General features: G+C 67.3%; 15 protein-coding genes. 14 read left to right on the forward strand and 1 reads right to left on the reverse strand.

Features of this window, described 5'->3' with window-relative positions; translation table 11 throughout:
• Positions 1-194 precede the first annotated feature (194 nt).
• From RLN94_RS01900 to RLN94_RS01945, 10 genes are all read left to right on the forward strand, one after another.
• Complete coding sequence (locus tag RLN94_RS01900; RefSeq protein ID WP_350125792.1) at positions 195-1,691, forward strand: PAS-domain containing protein; 1,497 nt, start codon at positions 195-197, stop codon at positions 1,689-1,691.
• A 41-nt stretch (positions 1,692-1,732) separates the two neighbouring features.
• Positions 1,733-2,209 (forward strand): tRNA (adenosine(37)-N6)-threonylcarbamoyltransferase complex ATPase subunit type 1 TsaE, encoded by a 477-nt coding sequence (gene tsaE / locus RLN94_RS01905; RefSeq protein ID WP_350125795.1) that lies wholly within the window; start codon positions 1,733-1,735, stop codon positions 2,207-2,209.
• A complete protein-coding gene (locus RLN94_RS01910; protein ID WP_350125797.1) occupies positions 2,202-3,221 on the forward strand; it encodes an aminoglycoside phosphotransferase family protein in 1,020 nt (339 codons plus the stop codon). Before tsaE ends, RLN94_RS01910 begins: the two co-directional genes overlap by 8 nt.
• Complete coding sequence (locus RLN94_RS01915) at positions 3,194-3,886, forward strand: nucleotidyltransferase family protein (protein ID WP_350125799.1); 693 nt, start codon at positions 3,194-3,196, stop codon at positions 3,884-3,886. Before RLN94_RS01910 ends, RLN94_RS01915 begins: the two co-directional genes overlap by 28 nt.
• Positions 3,879-6,818, forward strand: coding sequence for a double-strand break repair protein AddB (gene addB / locus RLN94_RS01920; protein ID WP_350125802.1), 2,940 nt, complete (start codon positions 3,879-3,881; stop codon positions 6,816-6,818). Before RLN94_RS01915 ends, addB begins: the two co-directional genes overlap by 8 nt.
• The gene (addA, locus tag RLN94_RS01925; RefSeq protein WP_350125805.1) at positions 6,815-10,183 is read left to right on the forward strand and encodes a double-strand break repair helicase AddA; all 3,369 of its coding nucleotides are present in this window, start codon (positions 6,815-6,817) and stop codon (positions 10,181-10,183) included. Before addB ends, addA begins: the two co-directional genes overlap by 4 nt.
• A 63-nt stretch (positions 10,184-10,246) precedes the next feature.
• On the forward strand, positions 10,247-10,567 hold the full coding sequence (trxA, locus tag RLN94_RS01930) for a thioredoxin (RefSeq protein WP_350125808.1): 321 nt from the start codon (positions 10,247-10,249) through the stop codon (positions 10,565-10,567).
• A 175-nt stretch (positions 10,568-10,742) separates the two neighbouring features.
• Positions 10,743-11,891, forward strand: a complete 1,149-nt coding sequence (locus RLN94_RS01935; protein WP_350125811.1) for an amidohydrolase — start codon at positions 10,743-10,745, stop codon at positions 11,889-11,891.
• 61 nt (positions 11,892-11,952) lie between these two features.
• Positions 11,953-12,507 carry an ATP-dependent protease subunit HslV gene (gene hslV / locus RLN94_RS01940; protein ID WP_300893282.1) on the forward strand — a complete coding sequence of 185 codons (555 nt, stop codon included), beginning with the start codon at positions 11,953-11,955 and terminating at the stop codon, positions 12,505-12,507.
• A complete protein-coding gene (locus tag RLN94_RS01945) occupies positions 12,504-13,565 on the forward strand; it encodes a hypothetical protein (RefSeq protein WP_350125815.1) in 1,062 nt (353 codons plus the stop codon). Before hslV ends, RLN94_RS01945 begins: the two co-directional genes overlap by 4 nt.
• Before the next feature lie 4 nt (positions 13,566-13,569).
• Here the strand turns inward: RLN94_RS01945 and RLN94_RS01950 are convergent, their stop codons facing one another.
• Positions 13,570-13,854: a BrnA antitoxin family protein gene (locus RLN94_RS01950; RefSeq protein ID WP_350125818.1), complete on the reverse strand. Its 285-nt coding sequence runs from the start codon at positions 13,852-13,854 to the stop codon at positions 13,570-13,572.
• Between the two features lie 183 nt (positions 13,855-14,037).
• On the opposite strand from RLN94_RS01950, the gene hslU reads away from it, so the two are divergent.
• The 4 genes from hslU to RLN94_RS01970 all read left to right on the forward strand — a co-directional run bounded on the left by hslU (position 14,038) and on the right by RLN94_RS01970 (position 17,449).
• On the forward strand, positions 14,038-15,345 hold the full coding sequence (gene hslU, locus RLN94_RS01955) for an ATP-dependent protease ATPase subunit HslU (protein ID WP_350125821.1): 1,308 nt from the start codon (positions 14,038-14,040) through the stop codon (positions 15,343-15,345).
• Positions 15,346-15,383: 38 nt separating this feature from the next.
• Positions 15,384-16,058 carry a phosphatidylserine decarboxylase gene (locus RLN94_RS01960; RefSeq protein WP_350125824.1) on the forward strand — a complete coding sequence of 225 codons (675 nt, stop codon included), beginning with the start codon at positions 15,384-15,386 and terminating at the stop codon, positions 16,056-16,058.
• A gap of 61 nt (positions 16,059-16,119) precedes the next feature.
• Positions 16,120-16,827: a CDP-diacylglycerol--serine O-phosphatidyltransferase gene (gene pssA, locus RLN94_RS01965; protein ID WP_350158575.1), complete on the forward strand. Its 708-nt coding sequence runs from the start codon at positions 16,120-16,122 to the stop codon at positions 16,825-16,827.
• A gap of 1 nt (position 16,828) precedes the next feature.
• Entirely contained in the window at positions 16,829-17,449 is a 621-nt protein-coding gene (locus tag RLN94_RS01970) for a class I SAM-dependent methyltransferase (RefSeq protein WP_350125830.1), read from the forward strand.
• The last annotated feature ends 262 nt before the right edge of the window (positions 17,450-17,711 follow it).

A 17,711-nucleotide genomic window follows, 5' to 3' on the forward strand; every position in this document is an offset into this window, starting at 1 on the left:
CCTCGATATACTGCTGAAACCGCGCACGAAGCGCCTTCGGCAAAGGTGCTGACATGATCCGATCCTCCCAGGGAGAGGGAAGCACAATCAGCGTCTTCTGGGAATCCCCGGCGATTCAGGTTTTCATAGAAACGCTCTAACCTTCCGTTAACCGCTTTGCGCAACCCTGACCCGGGGAAGACAGGAGATTGGGGATGCAAGGCATCTTGCTGGGGATGCCGGTCGCCGTCGTCCTTTCGGGGCTGATGGCCGGGTTGGTGATATGGGCGCTTGCCCGCTGGCCCCTGTGGCTGCGGCGCAGGCCCGGCGCACGGTCAAGGGCGGGCCGCGGCGCGACGAACTTCTTCCTGTTCCGCGACGGCCTGCTGATCGACCACGACACCGGCCCGCCCGACCGCCCCGGCGACCCGCTCACCGGCGTCACCGAATGGCCCGACCTGCGCGCCTGGCTCGACCCGCGTTTTCCCGGCCTGCCCGCCGACCTGCCGCCGATGTCCCGTGGCCAGGTGACCACCCACAAGGCGCAGGACCCGGCCGATCCGGCCGTCATCACCATCGCCGCCATCCGCCAGGGCCACCGCATCACCCTGATCGATCCGGCCCTGCCCTCGCCCGCCGACTGGCACGACGCCCTCACCCGCCTCGCCGCCAAGCGCCTGCTCCGCAGGGCCGCCGAAACCGCGCCCATCGCCATCTGCACCCTCGACCGCGACGGCAACATCGCCTGGCGCAACGCCGTCTTCCAGGAATTCTCCGACGCCGAGGAATCCCGCCTCCTCCACGCCGCCAGCCATCCCGCCGACACCGGCACCGCACCGGTCACCCTCACCGACCCCGACACCGGCCGCGCCCGCCACATCGCCCTCACCCTCACCGGCACCGGCGATCAGCGCATCCTTTACGCCGCCGACGTCACCGACCTCGTCAACACCGACGCCATGCGCAGCAGCTTCATCCAGACCCTAACTAAGACCTTCGCAGACCTCGCCACCGGCCTCGCCGTCTTCGACCGGGGCCAGCGGCTCGCCCTCTTCAACCCCGCGCTGGTCGACCTCACCGACCTGCCCATCGAATTCCTCAGCGCCCGCCCCGGCCTGCTCGACTTCTTCGACCGCCTGCGCGACCGCCAGGTCCTGCCGGAACCCAAGAACTACGCCTCCTGGCGCGCCCAGATCAACGAGATGATCGAAACCGCCGCCGGCGGCCTCTATTCCGAGGCCTGGTCGCTCACCTGCGGCCTCACCTACCGGGTCACCGGCCGCCCCCATCCCGACGGCGCCATCGCCTTCCTGTTCGAGGACATCACCGACGAGATTTCCCTCACCCGCCGCACAAGAAGCCAGCTCGAGATCCGCCAGGCCGTGCTCGACCGGCTCGACGACGCCATCGCCGTCCTCGGCCCCGACGGCACGCTGATCCTCTGCAACCAGCCCTTCCGCGACCGCTTCGCCGTCGCCGACGACACCTTCACCGAAACCACGCTGGCCGAGCTCGTCCAGAAGGGCCGCACCCTCTACCCGAACGACACGCTCTGGGCCGACCTCCTCGCCGGCCCCGGCCACCCCCCCCTCACCGGCCCCGCGGGGAACGCCACCACCGGCCACGTCCGGCTCCGGACCAGCCCGCTCACCGGCGGCTTCACCATGCTCTCCCTCTCGCCGATGCACGAGGCCGGGCTGCCCGCGCTCTGAACCCTGTTGCAGGCGGCGGCGGCGCGTGTAATTTCCCCCCCATGTCCGCCGCGCCCCTCACCCTCACCTGCAACAGCCCAGACGCGACCGCCCGCGCCGCCGGTGCACTGGCCCGGACCCTCGCCCCCGGCGACACCCTCCTGCTCGCCGGCGATGTCGGCGCCGGCAAGACCCATTTCACTCGCGCCGCCATCCTCTCCCTGCTCGACGTGCCGGAAGACGTGCCCTCGCCCACCTACACCCTCGTCCAGACCTACAACGCCACACCCGGCGAGATCTGGCATGCCGACCTCTACCGCCTCACCGACACCTCCGAGATCGAGGAGCTGGGCCTCGCCGCCGCTTTCACCGATGCCATCTGCCTCATCGAATGGCCCGACCGGCTCGGCCCGCTCACCCCGCCCGACGCGCTGACCATCACCTTCACCGCCCCGGGGCCGGAGGATGTCCGAACCCTCGCCTTCACCTGGACCGACCCCAAGTGGCCCGCCAAACTCGAAAGCCTCCGCCATGTCTGACCGCACCGACCTGATCGACGCCTTCATCGACAGCGCCGGCTGGTCCGCCGCGCAATGCGCCCTCCTCGCCGGCGACGCCTCCAACCGCCGCTACTTCCGGCTCACCTCCGACACCGGCACCGCCGTCCTGATGGACGCGCCCCCCGAAAAAGGCGAAGACGTCCGCCCCTTCGTCCACATCGCGCAGTATCTCACCGGCCTCGGCCTCTCGGCTCCGGAAATCCTGGCCCAGGACGAAACCACCGGCCTCCTCCTCCTCGAAGACCTAGGCGACGCGCTCTACGCGCGCGTCCTCGAAACCTCGCCAGAGCTCGAAAACAGTCTCTATTCCACCGCAACCAATCTCCTCGCCGAGCTGCACGATAACGACCCGCCCACCGGTCTCGACCCCTACGATCCACCCCTGATGACCGATCTCGCGGCGCTGGCCTTCGACTGGTACGCCTTCGCCGCCACCGGCGAAAAGCCCTCCGACGCCCGCCAGCACTTCCACGACACCTTCCAGCAGCTCCTTTGTGATCACACCGCCCAATCCGTCCTGATCCAACGCGACTACCACGCCGAGAACCTGCTCTGGCTCCCCGACCGCTCCGGCACCGCCCGCGTCGGCCTGCTCGATTTCCAGGATGCCATGATCGGCCACCGCGCCTACGATCTCGTCTCCCTCCTGCAGGACGCCCGCCGCGACGTCCCGGAAAAGACCGAACAGGCCATGCTCGCCCGCTACATCGAGGCCACGAGGCAGGACGATGACAGATTCCGCACCGCCTACCACCTCCTCGGCGCCCAGCGGAACCTGCGTATCCTCGGCGTCTTCGCCCGCCTCTGCGTCCGCGACGGCAAGGCATGGTATGTCGACATGATCCCCCGCGTCTGGAACCTCCTCCAGCGCGACCTCGCCCACCCGGCCCTCGCCCCCGTCCGCCCCATGCTCGACACGCTCCCCGCCCCAAGCCCCGACATCCTTCATAGGCTGAAAGACAAATGCGCGACGATCCCCTCCCTGTCATGATCTTCGCGGCGGGGTTCGGCACCCGCATGGGCGCCCTCACCGCGGACCGGCCCAAGCCGTTGATCCCCGTCGCCGGCAAACCGCTGATCGACCATGCGCTCGGCCTCGTCCATGACGCGGGCGTCACCCGTATCGTCATGAACCTCCATTACAGAGCCGATCAACTCCGCTCATACCTCTCCGATACCGACATCCTCTTTTCCGAGGAACAGCCCGAGATCCTGGAAACCGGCGGCGGCCTCCGCCACGCCCTGCCGCTTCTCGGCCCCGGCCCCGTCTACACCATGAACTCCGACGCCGTCTGGTCCGGCCCCAACCCGCTGAGGCAACTTGCCCAAATCTGGGACCCCGACAGGATGGACGGCCTCCTCCTCTGCATCCCCCCCGAAAACTCCATCGGCCACACCGGCAAGGGCGATTTCGAGATATCCGAAACCGGCCAGGTCCGCCGCGGCCCCGGCGCCATCTATTCCGGCCTGCAGATCATCAAGACAGACTGCCTCGCCACCATTCCCGAGGACTATTTTTCCCTGAACCGCCTCTGGGACGAGATGCTGAAAACCAACAGTCTCTACGCCACGACCTATCCCGGAAAATGGTGCGATGTCGGCCGCCCCGAGGGTATCGAACTGGCCGAGGACATGCTTCAATACACCCATGTTTGAGCCATCCGACCGCCCCCGCGTCTTCGCCGTCCCGCTCGGGGTGGATTTCCCGGCAGCCCTCGTCCGCGGCCTCTCCACCCGCACCGCCGGCCACCCGCCCGAGACGCTCGCCCGCGCCCGCCTCCTCGTAAACACCCGCCGCATGGCCCGCCGCATCCGCACGATCTACGACGCGGGCCCCGCCGCCCTCCTCCCCCGCATCGGCCTCGTCACCGACCTCGGCGAACACGCCCTGATGGCCGACATCCCCGATCCGGTCTCCCCCCTCCGCCGCCGGCTCGAACTCCTGCAACTGGTCTCCAAGCTCCTCGACGCCCAGCCCGACCTCGCCCCGCGCAGCGCCCTCTACGACCTCGCCGACAGCCTTGCCGGGCTGATGGACGAAATGCATGGCGAAGGCGTCTCCCCCGACACGATCGCCGCGCTCGACGTCACCGACCAATCCGGCCATTGGGCCCGCATCCAGGCGTTTTTGGGCATTGTCAGACACTATTTCGAAGATGCCACCACGCTGCCGGATGTCGAAACCCGCCAACGCCTCGTCGTCGAAACCCTCGCCCGGATCTGGGCCGAGAATCCGCCACAACACCCCATCATCGTCGCCGGTTCCACCGGCTCCCGCGGCGCCACGCAGCTCCTGATGCAAACCGTCGCCCGCCTGCCCCAGGGCGCGGTCATCCTCCCCGGCTTCGACCGTGACATGCCCCCCGACGTGTGGGACCGCCTGAACGACCCGAAAACCTCCGAAGACCACCCGCAATACCGCTTCGCCGCCTTCCTCCAGGCGCTCGACCTCTCCCCCGCCGACCTCCCCGAATGGTCCGACGACACCCCCGCCAGCCCCGAACGCAACCGCCTCGTCTCCCTCGCCCTCCGCCCGGCCCCCATTACCGACCAATGGCGCCGCGACGGGCCGAATCTGGCGGGGATAGAGCCTGCCATGGCCCCCGTCACCCTACTCGAAGCCCCCTCCCCCCGCGCCGAAGCCCTCGCCATCGCCCTCCGCCTCCGCGACGCCGCCGAAACCGGCCAAAGCGCCGCGCTCATCACCCCGGACCGCACGCTCAGCCGCCAGGTCACTGCCTCGCTCGACCGCTGGGGTATCCTCCCCGATGACAGCGCCGGCATGCCCCTCCACCTCGCCCCGGTCGGTCGCTTCCTCCGCCACGTCGCCGAGCTCTTCCACCTCCCCCTTTCCGCCGAGGCCCTGCTCACCCTCCTCAAGCACCCGCTCACCCATACCGGCGCCGATCGCGGCCCCCACCTCCGCCTCACCCGCGAACTCGAACTCCACATCCGCCGCCACGGCCCACCCTACCCCACGGCGCAAGACCTCCACGCCTGGGCCGCCGCCTCCAAGGACCCCCACGCCGAACCTTGGGCCGCCTGGCTCGTCGCCTGCTTCACCGACAAGGAACTCCCCGGCGAGGTCGCGCTGGAAGACCGAACCTCCCGCCACATCGCGCTGGCCGAACACATCGCCCGCGGCGCAGACGGCGAAACCACCGGCAAGCTCTGGGCCGACGAAGATGGCGCCCAAGCCCTCAGAACAGTCTCTGACTTTGCCGAAAACGCCCCGCACGGCGGCGCCGTCAACGCCCGCGACTATGCCACCCTGTTCCACGCCATCCTCTCCCGCGGCGACGTGCGCAAGAGCCTCAAGGCCCACCCCCTCATCAGGATCTGGGGCACGCTCGAGGCACGCGTTCAGGGCGCCGACCTCCTCATCCTCGCCGGCCTCAACGAAGGCAGCTGGCCCGAAGCGCCCAGCCCCGACCCCTGGCTCAACCGCGACATGCGCGCCGCCGCCGGCCTCCTCCTCCCCGAACGCCGCATCGGTCTCGCCGCCCACGACTTCCAGCAGGCGCTCCTCGCCCCCGAGGTCTGGATCACCCGCTCGATCCGCTCCGACGATACCGAAACCGTGCCCTCCCGCTGGCTCAACCGCCTGCAGAACCTCCTCTCCGGCCTCCCCGAGCAGGGTGGCAGGGCCGCGCTCTACCAGATGCGCCAACGCGGCCAGCGCTGGCTCGACCTCGCGAAGGCCTTTGAAAACCCCGGCTCCACCCCCGCCGAAACCCGTCCCTCGCCCAAACCGCCCACCGCCGCGCGCCCCAAACAGCTCTCTGTTACGCAGATTCAGAGACTGATCCGCGACCCCTACGCCATCTACGCCCGTCACGTCCTCCGCCTCAAACCGCTCGATCCGCTGATGCGCGTGCCCGACGCCCTCCTCCGCGGCACCGTCATTCACGAAGCCCTCGAACGGTTCATCCTCGCCACCCGCGACACTCCCGAAGAGATCACCCGCGAGCGTCTGATCGCCGAAACCGCCACCGTCCTCGCCGAAGCCGTCCCCTGGGCCGACACCCGCGCCATGTGGCAAGCCAAGCTCGAACGCGCCGCCGACACCTTCATCGAGGGCGAGCACGCCCGCCGACAGCTCGCCCAGCCCGCCGCGCTCGAGGCCAAGGGCGCCGCCGAGCTGCCCGAGCTCAACTTCCGCCTCACCGCCAAGGCCGACCGGATCGACATCGACCCAGCCGGAAACCTCCACCTCTACGACTACAAGACCGGCCGGGCCCCCGGCGACAAGCAACAGAAGCACTTCGACAAGCAGCTCCTCCTCTCCGCCGCCATCGCCACCCAATCCGGCTTCGCCCCCATCGCCCCGTCCAAAGTCGCCCGCGCCACCTTCATCAGCCTCGGCAGCGGCAAGCCCGAGGAACCGGCCCCATTAGAGACTGAACCGCCCGAAAAGGTCTGGACCGAGTTCCGCGAACTGATCGCCCGCTACATGTCCCCCGACCTCGGCTACACCTCCCGCCGCGCGCTCGAGAAAACCACCGACAGCGCCGATTACGACCAGCTCGCCCGCTTCGGCGAATGGGACATCACCGATGACCCCGACCCGCGCGAGGTGGGCCAATGACCGGTCACAACGAAGCCACCCTGCGCCAGATCCGGGCCGCCATGCCCGACCGCTCCACCTGGCTCTCCGCCAATGCCGGCTCGGGCAAGACCAAGGTGCTGACCGACCGCGTCGCCCGCCTCCTCCTCGAACAGGTCGACCCCCAGCACATCCTCTGCCTCACCTACACCAAGGCCGCCGCCTCCGAGATGCAGAACCGGCTCTTCGACAAGCTCGGCAAATGGGCCATGCTGCCCGATTCCGACCTGACCGAAGAGCTTCGGACCCTCGGCCATGATTTTGTGATCACAGAGGACAGGCTCAACTGGTCCCGCCAGCTCTTCGCCCGCGCCATCGAAACCCCCGGCGGGCTCAAGATCCAGACGATCCACTCCTTCTGCTCCGCCCTCCTCCGCCGTTTCCCGCTCGAGGCCGGCGTCACCCCGCAATTCACCGAGATGGAGGACCGCGCCGCCACCCTCCTGCGCGCCGAGATCGTCGAGGCCCTCGCCTCCGGCCCCCATGCCGACACGCTCTACACCCTCGCCCGCCACCACACCGGCGAAACGCTCGACGAGCTGACGCAGGAAATCGTCAACAACAGGGCCGCTTTCGAAACCCCCGCCTCCGACGAGTGGCTCGAAAACCTCTTCGACCTCCCCCCCGGCACCACCCGCGACAGCATCGCCGCCAGCGTCTTCCTCGGTGGCGAAATGGAGCTGCTGGAATCGCTCTGCACTGCACTGGCGGCCAGCGGCCCGAGCGATCAAGGGGCGGGCACCAAGCTCTCCAGCATAACCAGCCCAGGCTTCGACTGCCTTGCGATCCTCGAGAACGTCTTCCTCACCGGCCCCGGCGCCAAAGAGCCGTTTTCCGCCAAGATAGGCTCCTTTCCCACGAAGGCCTGCCGCGAGTCGAACGCCGCGCTAATGCCCGCGCTCGAGTCCCTCATGGCCCGCGTCGAAACCGCCCGCGCCCGGCGCATCGCGCTTCAGGCGAAAGAGCGCACCGCCGCCCTCCACGCCTTCGCCCGCGTCTTCCTCCCGGCCTATGGAGAGGCCAAGCTCCTCCGCGGCTGGCTCGATTTCGACGACCTGATCCTCAAGGCCCGCGACCTGCTGACCGATCGCAAGGTCGCCGACTGGGTGCTCTTCAAGCTCGACGGCGGGCTCGACCACATCCTCGTCGACGAGGCCCAGGATACCTCGCCCGTCCAATGGCAGGTGATCGAACGCCTCGCCCAGGAATTCACCAGCGGCCAGGGCACCCGCCCCGACACGCCCCGCACCATCTTCGTGGTCGGCGACAAGAAACAGTCGATCTACTCCTTCCAGGGCGCCGACCCGCGCGAATTCGACCGGATGAAATCCGAATTCGACGCCCGCCTCTCGGGAAGCGAGATTCCCCTTCAGAAGATGGAGATGGAATTCTCCTTCCGCTCCTCCCGCGCCATCCTCGATACCGTCGACGCCACCTTCGAAAGCCACGAATCCAGCGGGTTCAGTGACGAATCCAAGCACAAGGCCTTCAAACAGGACATGCCCGGCCGCGTCGATCTCTGGCCGCTGATCGAAGCGCCAGAGAAGCCGGAAGACCCCGACTGGTACGACCCGGTCGACGTCAAGGCGCCCGACGATCCGGCCCGCGTTCTGGCCAAGACGCTGGCGCAGACCATCAAAGGCATGATCAGCACGCCGCTCCCCGACCAGGCCGGCGAAACCGCCCGGCCGATCGAGGCGGGCGATATCCTCATCCTCGTCCGCCGCCGCTCGGCCCTCTTCCACGACGTCATCCGCGAATGCAAGGCGCTGGGCTTGCCCGTCGCCGGGGCCGACCGGCTCAAGGTCGGCGCCGAACTCGCGGTAAAGGATCTGGGCGCACTCCTCTCCTTTCTCGCCACGCCCGAGGATGACCTGGCCCTCGCCACCGCCCTGCGCTCGCCGCTCTTCGGCTGGTCCGAGGCGGAACTCTACGAATTGGCCCATAACAGGGTCGAAAACTACCTCTGGGCCGAGCTCCGCAACCGCGCCGCGGATTTCCCCGACACCATGGCGATCCTCGGCGATCTGCGCCGCCAGGCCGACTACCTCCGCCCCTACGAGATCATCGAACGCATCCTCATCCGCCACGATGGCCGCCGCAAACTCCTCGCCCGTCTCGGGCAGGAGGCCGAAGACGGCATCGACGCCCTGCTCAGCCAGGCGCTTGCCTATGAACGCAACGCGGTCGACAGCCTCACCGGCTTCCTCGTCTGGATGGAAACCGACGACCTCGAGATCAAGCGCCAGATGGACAATGCCGGCAACCGCATCCGGGTGATGACCGTCCACGGCGCCAAGGGCCTCGAATCCCCCGTGGTGATCCTGCCCGACACCAACCAGTGGCGTCTGCAGCATCGCAACCAGACGGCCCCCACCGGCGGCACCCTCGTCTGGCGCATGGGCGCCGCTGACGCACCCCCGGCCCAGCGCGCGGCCGATGACGACGCGAAGCTCGCCCAGCAGGCCGAGCGTGACCGTCTGCTCTACGTCGCCATGACCCGGGCCGAACAATGGCTCATCGTCGCGGCGGCCGGTGATCTCGGTAAGGACGGGCTCAGCTGGCACGACAAGGTCCGCACCGGGCTGGAAAGGACGGGCGCGGTGCCGTTGTTGACCGATCACGGCCCCGGCCTGCGATACCAGGTCGGCGACTGGCCGGTCTCGGCCACCGAAACCGAACGACTTGACGACACCGAAACAGTCTCTGTTCCACCCCATTTCACCCAAATGGCGCCCGACCCCCAGGTCGCCGCGCCTCCCCTCAGCCCCTCCACCGATCTCGGCGGCGCCAAGGCCCTTCCGGGCGAAGCCGGACTCGACGAGGACACCGCCAAGCGCCGCGGCCGCCAGATCCACCTGCTGCTCGAAACCCTCGCCGGCACGCCCGAGGCCGGCTGGCCGGACCTCGCTGCCCGCCTCCTCTCGCAAGGCGAAGACGCCGCCACCGGCGACGAGCTCGCCGCCCTCACCACCGCCGCCGGCACCGTGCTCAAGGCCCCCGCCCTGGCCGACATCTTCACGCCCGACGCCCTGCTCGAAGTGCCGATCACCGCCCAGCTCGACGCCCTCGATGGCGCCCGCATCCACGGCATCATCGACCGGCTCATCGTTACCCCGACAAACGTCACCGCCATTGACTACAAGACCAACGCCATCGTCCCCGCCACGCCCGAGGCCTGCCCCGAGGGCCTCCTCCGCCAGATGGGCGCCTATGCCCACGCGCTCGCACAGCTCTACCCCGACCGCGAAATCGGAACCGCCCTCCTCTGGACACAAACGGCCCAGCTCATGCACCTGCCACACGATCTTGTGACGGCCACCCTGCGCAACACCCATATACCTTGACGCGCCCGGCCCCGCTTCCTAGGTTGCGATCCCAAGCCTCACCTCTTTCCCGGGAGAACCGAAATGCCCACAGTTGCCGTAACTGACGAGACGTTCGACGCCGAAGTGAAGAATTCCGACATCCCCGTCGTGGTGGATTTCTGGGCCGAATGGTGCGGCCCCTGCAAACAGATCGGCCCCGCGCTGGAAGAGATCTCGGCCGAGATGAACGGCAAGGTGAAGATCGCCAAGGTCGACGTCGATTCGAACCCCAACACCGCCACCCAGCTGGGCATCCGTGGCATCCCCGCGCTGTTCATCTTCAAGGATGGCGAGGTGATCTCGAACCGCGCCGGCGCCGCCCCCAAGGCCGCGCTGCAAAGCTGGATCGAAGACAGCATCTGATCTGCCCTTCATGGGATTGGATCGAGACGGGTCGCCATGTGGCGGCCCGTTTTTTCTGGGGCTCTGCCCCACGTTGAAACCCTTGTAGGGTTTCAACGCTCCCCGGGATATTTCCGGCCAGAAGAAACACGGGGGCGGCTTTTCTTTTGGCGGCGGGAGTGGTTCTTTACAGGACATGACGCTGACCAATTCCGATATCGCCGAGCTCATCACCCTCCGGCGCGACCTGCATCGCATGCCGGAGCTCTCGGGCGAGGAGGCGGCGACGGCCAAGCGCATCCTGTTCGCCCTGTCGCCCTTCCAGCCGGACGAGTTGATCACCGGCCTCGGCGGCCATGGCATCGCGGCGGTCTACGAAGGCGCCGAGCCGGGGCCCACCGTACTCTTCCGCTGCGAGCTCGACGCCCTGCCGATCCACGAGACCGGACAGCCCGACTACCGCTCCGAAACCGATGGCAAGGGGCACCTCTGCGGGCATGATGGGCACATGGCGATCCTCACCGGCCTCGCCCGCCGCCTCTCCCGGCAACGCCCCGCCAAGGGCCGCGCCGTGCTGCTCTATCAACCGGCCGAGGAAACCGGCGCCGGCGCGGCCGAGGTCATCGCCGACCCGAAATTCGACCCTGTTTCACCCGATTATGCCTTTTCGCTCCACAACATGCCCGGCCTGCCCCTCGGCGCCATCGGCCTTGCCGAGGGCCCGGTCAACTGCGCCTCCCGCGGGCTGCACCTGACCCTCACCGGCAAATCCGCCCATGCCTCCAACCCCGAAAGCGGCACCTCTCCGATGGCCGCGGTCGCGTCCCTCATGCCCGCCCTGACCGCCCTCGGCCAGGGCACGCTCGACCAGCCCGGCTTCAAGCTCGTCACCGTCACCCACCTCCGCATGGGCGAGCCCGCCTTCGGCATCGCGCCGGGCGAGGCCACACTTTACGCCACGCTCCGCACCCTCACCGATGACGGGATGGATGACCTCGTGAACGACGCGCTCACCCTCATCACCCACGCGGCCGATCAGCACAGCCTGACCGCCAGCCACAGCTTCGAAGACATCTTCCTCCACTCCGAGAACCATCAAGAGGCCACCGCCCTCCTACGCCGCGCCCTCGACAGCCTGCAAATCCCCCACGACACCACCGGCCAGCCTTGGCGCGCGTCCGAGGATTTCGGCCGCTTCGGCCACACCGCCAAATCCGCCATGTTCCTTCTCGGCGCGGGCGAAACCCATGCCGCGCTCCACAATCCCGATTACGACTTCCCCGACGACCTCATCGCGCCCGGCGTGCGCATCTTCGAGCAGGTGGCGCGCGACCTGCTGGGCTGATCCGCCCTTGCACCCCGCGCCCGCCCCTTCCATATACCCCCGAGAACAAAGCGGAGGCTTCATGACCCAGGAATTTCCCGGCTGGCACGGCACCACCATCATCGCCGTCCGCAAAGGCGACGAGGTTGTCGTGGCCGGCGACGGGCAGGTCAGCCTCGGCCAGACCGTCATCAAGGGCACCGCCCGCAAGGTCCGCCGGCTCAGCCCGGGCGGCTATGACGTGGTCGCCGGGTTCGCGGGCTCCACCGCCGATGCCTTCTCGCTCCTCGAACGGCTCGAGGCCAAGCTGGAAGCCACGCCGGGCCAGTTGCAGCGCGCCTCCGTCGAACTCGCCAAGGACTGGCGCACCGACAAGTACCTGCAGAAACTCGAGGCGATGCTGATCGTCACCGACGGGTCACAGCTCTACGTGATCACCGGCGCAGGCGACGTGCTGGAACCCGAGCATGACATCGCCGCCATCGGCTCGGGCGGCAACTTTGCCCTCGCCGCCGCGCGCGGCATGATGGACAGCGACAAGTCGGCCGAGGAGATCGCCCGCGCGGCCATGGCCATCGCATCCGATATCTGCGTCTACACCAACGGCAACCTGACCGTGGAAACCATCGGCAAATGATCGGGCGCGACGATCTTCGCGCCGGCGTTTCGGCTGGAATCGTCTCTGAAGCACAGGCCGCCTCGCTGGCCAGCCTCGCCGACAGCCGCCGGGGCGCACGCGAGAACCTGGCGCCGGGCGACGAACCGTTCGAGCTCTTCAAGGGCTTCAACGAGATCTTCATAGTCGTCGGCCTCGTCATCCTCGCCTCGGGCTGGATCGCGGTGAACGCGGCCACCATGCTGACCGAGATCGTCAATTACCGCACGCAGGTCATCACAATGGCTCTCGTCGCGGCGGGCGTGCTGTGGCTCCTGTCGGAATACTTCATCCGCCGCCGCCGCATGGTCGCCCCGGCTATCGCGCTCTCGATTCTGTTCTTCGGCAACGCCGTCAGCGGGCTGGCGGCCGGCTTCTCGGAAATCTTCATGCTGGCGCAGGAGGATTACTCCAGCCTGCCGCTCCCCACCTTCCTCGCCACGCTGGCGCTCTTCGTCTTCTGGCTGCGCTTCCGGGTGCCCTTCGCCATGGCGATGATCGCCATCGGGCTCTTCGCCGTCGCCATGCTGCTTGCCGCCACCTCCGCCGGCACGCCCGACAGCCTCGACGACCTGTTCCTCCTGTCGGCGGGCGGCCCATTCGCCTTCATCACGCTGGTCCTGGGCTTTGCCGTTTTCGTCGTCGCCATGTGGTTCGACATGAGCGACCCGCACCGCGTCACCCGCCGCTCCGCCAACGGCTTCTGGCTCCACGTGGTCGCGGCGCCGGCGCTGGTGAACACCATCGCCCTCACCCTGCTCGACCGCGACACCGCCGGCTCCAACATCCTTCTGATGGCGGTGCTGGCCTTCTTCGCCCTCGTCGCCATCGTGATCGACCGCCGCTCCTTCCTGCTGGCGGCGATCGGCTACTCCGTGGCGCTGGCCTTCACCGTCCTCGGCGGCGACGGCGCACCGACGACCGTGCTCTCCCTCGGCATCGTCCTTCTGATCCTCGGCGCCTTCTGGGAAAGGATCCGCGCGCGGCTCCTCCGGCTCATGCCCTTCCTGCCACTCGACCGGCTGCCGCCCTCGGCGTGACAGGCTAGCCCTTCTTCTCCACCGCGTCCTTGTAGGCCCGCAGAACCGCGTTCATCCGCGTCTGGTAACCCTTGCCCTGGCTGCGGAAGAATTCGACGATATCCTCGTCGATCCGCAGCGAGATCAGCTTCTTCGGCGACGGCGCGACAAACTCGGCCTTTGCCCAGTCCACATCAATTTCCTGTTCGCCCTCATGATCCGGGGCCAATGTCACCCGCTCCCAGTCAGTCCGGCTTTCCGTTCTCCGCATCTCCTCGAGCGACATGCGCGTCATATGCTTCCCGCTCATTTCGTCGCGCCCTCCGCGCTGTGATGATCCATAGCGCGACGGCGTATCGTCATTGCTACTGGAAAAGGTTTAATCATGAGTAAAGGCGGTTGTATCTACACTATGTAGCTACAATTCTCAACCCCCCTTGGACTTTGCCGTCAGGATACGTATGTGACCTGAAAGCCAAAGCCGGAGCCCCATATGACCGACCTCACCCCGCGCGAAATTGTGTCCGAGCTGGACCGTTTCATCATCGGACAGAAAGACGCCAAGCGCGCCACCGCCGTGGCCCTGCGCAACCGCTGGCGCCGCAAGCAGCTCTCCGATGACCTGCGCGAGGAGGTGTACCCGAAGAACATCCTGATGATCGGCCCCACCGGTGTCGGCAAGACGGAAATCTCCCGCCGGCTGGCCAAGCTCGCCCGCGCCCCCTTCATCAAGGTCGAGGCCACCAAGTTCACCGAGGTGGGCTATGTCGGCCGCGACGTGGAACAGATCATCCGCGATCTCGTCGATGCCGCCATCAACCAGACCCGCGACTGGATGCGCGAGGACGTCAAGACCAAGGCCCACGCCAATGCCGAGGAGCGGGTGATCTCAGCCATCGCCGGCGACGATGCCCGTGAATCCACCCGCGAGATGTTCCGCAAGAAGCTCAAGAACGGCGAGCTCGACGGCACCATGATCGAGCTCGACATCGCCGACAATTCCAACCCGATGGGCATGATGGACATCCCCGGCCAGCCCGGAAGCCAGATGGGCATGATGAACCTCGGCGATATCTTCGGCAAGGCCTTCGGCGGCCGCACCACCCGCAAGCGGATGACCGTGGCCGAAAGCTACGAGATCCTGATCGGAGAGGAAGCCGACAAGCTCCTCGACGACGAGGCCGTCAACCGCACCGCGGTCGAGGCGGTCGAGCAGAACGGCATCGTCTTCCTCGACGAGATCGACAAGGTCTGCGCCAAGACCGACACCCGCGGCGGCGACGTCTCCCGCGAGGGGGTCCAGCGCGACCTGCTGCCGCTGATCGAGGGCACGACCGTCTCCACCAAGCACGGCGCGGTGAAGACCGACCATATCCTCTTCATCGCCTCGGGCGCCTTCCACATCGCCAAACCCTCCGACCTGCTGCCGGAGCTTCAGGGCCGCCTGCCGATCCGCGTCGAGCTTCGCGCCCTGACCGAAGGTGACTTCGTCCGCATCCTGACCGAGACCGACAACGCCCTCACCCGCCAATACACCGCGCTGATGGGCACCGAGGATGTCACCGTCGACTTCACCGAGGACGGCATCGCCGCCCTCGCCCGCATCGCGGCCGAGGTGAACCAGTCGGTCGAGAACATCGGCGCCCGCCGTCTCTACACCGTCATGGAACGCGTCTTCGAGGAGCTCAGCTACACCGCCCCCGACCGCGCCGGTGAAACCATCACCGTCGATGCCGCCTTCGTCGAGGCGAACCTGGGCGAGCTCTCCCGCTCCGCCGACCTCTCCCGCTACGTGCTCTGACCGGTGACCTCCCGCGCCCCCAACCGGAAGGTCCGGCCATGAACATGATGTCCACCTTCATCAAGCCGATGCACCCCGAGGGCCGCCGCTTCGTGGCGATCTTCGCGGCCATCACCCTCGTCCTCTTCCTCATATGGGACGTGCTCGGCTGGCTGGGCGTGGGCCTCACCATCTGGTGCTACTACTTCTTCCGCGATCCCGAACGGCACCCCCCCGACCGGCCCGACGCCATCCTCAGCCCAGCCGACGGCATTGTTTCGCTCATCGAACCGGCCATCCCCCCGGCCGAGCTCGGCCTGCCCGACACCCCCCTCACACGGGTCAGCGTCTTCATGTCGGTCTTCAACTGCCACGTGAACCGCGCGCCGGTCAGCGGCACCATAACCCGCATGGCCTACCGTCCGGGCAAGTTCTTCAACGCCTCCCTCGACAAGGCCAGCGAAGACAACGAGCGCAACGGCCTCGTCATCCGGATGGAGGACGGCCGCGATATCGTCACCGTCCAGATCGCCGGCCTCGTCGCCCGCCGGATTGTGAGTTTCAATTCGGAAGGCGATCGGTTAAACGGGGGCGAACGCTTCGGGCTGATACGCTTCGGGTCCCGGCTCGACGTCTACCTGCCCGAGGGCGCAAGGCTCCTGGCAAAACCGGGGCAGACCATGATCGCCGGCGAAACCGTCATCGCAGAGACCGGCACGCCAATCGAAAGCTGACATTCGGTACTGAATGCCAAACAGGCACGGAAAACCCCTACGCGAAATGCTGTTCATCAGGATGTTGCCCAACCTGATGACCCTGGCCGCGATATGCGCCGGGCTGACCGCGATCCGCCTCGGCTTCGAGGCGCATTACGGGCCCGCCGTCATCCTCGTGCTGGTCGCGGTGGTGCTCGACGGGCTGGACGGGCGCGTCGCCCGGATGCTCGGCACCGATGGCGAGATCGGGGCGGAGCTCGACTCGCTGGCCGATTTCCTCAATTTCGGCGTCGCCCCGCCGCTGGTGGTGTATTTCTGGGCGCTGCAGGAGATGCGCGTCCTGTCCTGGCTGGTGGTGCTGATCTTCGCGCTCTGCTGCGTCGTCCGCCTCGCCCGGTTCAACGTCGGCAACCGCGCCGGCACCCTGCCGGACGATGGCAACCGCTTCGTCGGCATCCCGGCCCCGGCCGGCGCAACGCTCGCCATGGTGCCGATGTTCATGGCCTTCGCCTTCACCGACCGTCCGATCCTGCCCGACCTCGCGATCTGCGTCTACCTGCTGCTCATCGCCGGGCTGATGGTCAGCCGCATCCCCACGCTCTCGCTCAAGGGGCTGCCGGTGGCCCGCGACAACACCGTGCTGCTGGCCGCCGGCTTCGTCCTGCTGGTGGGCGCGTTCTTCATCTTCAAATGGGTCACGATGATCGTGCTGTGCGGCATCTACCTCGCCACAGTCCTCTGGGCGGCGCTTACCGCCTCCCGCCGACACCTGACAAGGAAGCGCTGACATGGAACTGAACGCCGTCGAGAACTCCTATGCCCGCTGGGCGCCCGTTTATGACGCCACCTTCGGCGCGGTCACCAATGCCGGCCGCCGCCGCGCGGTGAAATACATCAACGAACGGCCGGGCCGCGTGCTCGAGGTGGGCGTCGGCACCGGGCTGGCCCTGCCGCTCTACAACCCGGGCTGCCGGGTGACCGGCATCGACTATTCCGACGAGATGCTCGAAAAGGCCCGCGCCAAGGTCAAGGCGCGCGGGTTGTCGCATGTCAGGGAGCTGCGCCAGATGGATGCCCGCACGCTCGACTTTCCCGACAACAGCTTCGATACCGTCGCGGCGATGCACGTGCTCTCCGTGGTGCCAGAGCCCGAGCGCTGCATGGCCGAGATCGCCCGCGTCTGCGCCCCCGGCGGCCGGATCGTCATCACCAACCATTTCGTGCACGAGAAGGGACCGCTCGCCTTCCTCGAACGCATCTCGGCGCCCTTCGCCAACGTGCTGGGCTGGCATTCCGATTTCCACATCGACACCGTCCTGCGCGACGACCTCTCCGTCACCGACCGCAAGACCATCCCGCCGCTCGGCATGATGACCTTCCTCGTGATGGAAAAACCCCGCCCCTCGTAGGGCAGGGGCCAATCCGCGGAATACCTCCACACTAACGCGGCGGGGCCGACCAACCGCATACCATCCTAAGAATATTTTTGGCTAGTTCGACATGTATGCCGCATCAAGAGAACCGACTTTACTGGTCATGTGTGGATGCTCCCGGTTTAGCAAGGCAATCTTCGGACGGTTCTGGTTGCGTGATCGGTACCGGTCGTGTGTCAGGCCTGTGCATGTGGCTTAGGTCTGCCACGGGCCGTTATGGTGTTCGTGAGCTTGGGGT

The organism is Roseovarius sp. (assembly GCF_040223625.1).
GTDB lineage: Bacteria > Pseudomonadota > Alphaproteobacteria > Rhodobacterales > Rhodobacteraceae > Roseovarius.

What these genes read in the sequence shown, in the direction of transcription:
- RLN94_RS01950 (WP_350125818.1), bottom strand. Translation starts at nt 13,854, where the DNA reads ATGAGCGGGAAGCATATGACGCGCATGTCGCTCGAGGAGATGCGGAGA.
- pssA (WP_350158575.1), top strand. Translation starts at nt 16,120, where the DNA reads ATGTTGCCCAACCTGATGACCCTGGCCGCGATATGCGCCGGGCTGACC.
- trxA (WP_350125808.1), top strand. Translation starts at nt 10,247, where the DNA reads ATGCCCACAGTTGCCGTAACTGACGAGACGTTCGACGCCGAAGTGAAG.
- RLN94_RS01935 (WP_350125811.1), top strand. Translation starts at nt 10,743, where the DNA reads ATGACGCTGACCAATTCCGATATCGCCGAGCTCATCACCCTCCGGCGC.
- RLN94_RS01945 (WP_350125815.1), top strand. Translation starts at nt 12,504, where the DNA reads ATGATCGGGCGCGACGATCTTCGCGCCGGCGTTTCGGCTGGAATCGTC.
- RLN94_RS01915 (WP_350125799.1), top strand. Translation starts at nt 3,194, where the DNA reads ATGCGCGACGATCCCCTCCCTGTCATGATCTTCGCGGCGGGGTTCGGC.
- hslU (WP_350125821.1), top strand. Translation starts at nt 14,038, where the DNA reads ATGACCGACCTCACCCCGCGCGAAATTGTGTCCGAGCTGGACCGTTTC.
- addB (WP_350125802.1), top strand. Translation starts at nt 3,879, where the DNA reads ATGTTTGAGCCATCCGACCGCCCCCGCGTCTTCGCCGTCCCGCTCGGG.
- RLN94_RS01910 (WP_350125797.1), top strand. Translation starts at nt 2,202, where the DNA reads ATGTCTGACCGCACCGACCTGATCGACGCCTTCATCGACAGCGCCGGC.
- RLN94_RS01970 (WP_350125830.1), top strand. Translation starts at nt 16,829, where the DNA reads ATGGAACTGAACGCCGTCGAGAACTCCTATGCCCGCTGGGCGCCCGTT.
- RLN94_RS01900 (WP_350125792.1), top strand. Translation starts at nt 195, where the DNA reads ATGCAAGGCATCTTGCTGGGGATGCCGGTCGCCGTCGTCCTTTCGGGG.
- RLN94_RS01960 (WP_350125824.1), top strand. Translation starts at nt 15,384, where the DNA reads ATGAACATGATGTCCACCTTCATCAAGCCGATGCACCCCGAGGGCCGC.
- addA (WP_350125805.1), top strand. Translation starts at nt 6,815, where the DNA reads ATGACCGGTCACAACGAAGCCACCCTGCGCCAGATCCGGGCCGCCATG.
- hslV (WP_300893282.1), top strand. Translation starts at nt 11,953, where the DNA reads ATGACCCAGGAATTTCCCGGCTGGCACGGCACCACCATCATCGCCGTC.
- tsaE (WP_350125795.1), top strand. Translation starts at nt 1,733, where the DNA reads ATGTCCGCCGCGCCCCTCACCCTCACCTGCAACAGCCCAGACGCGACC.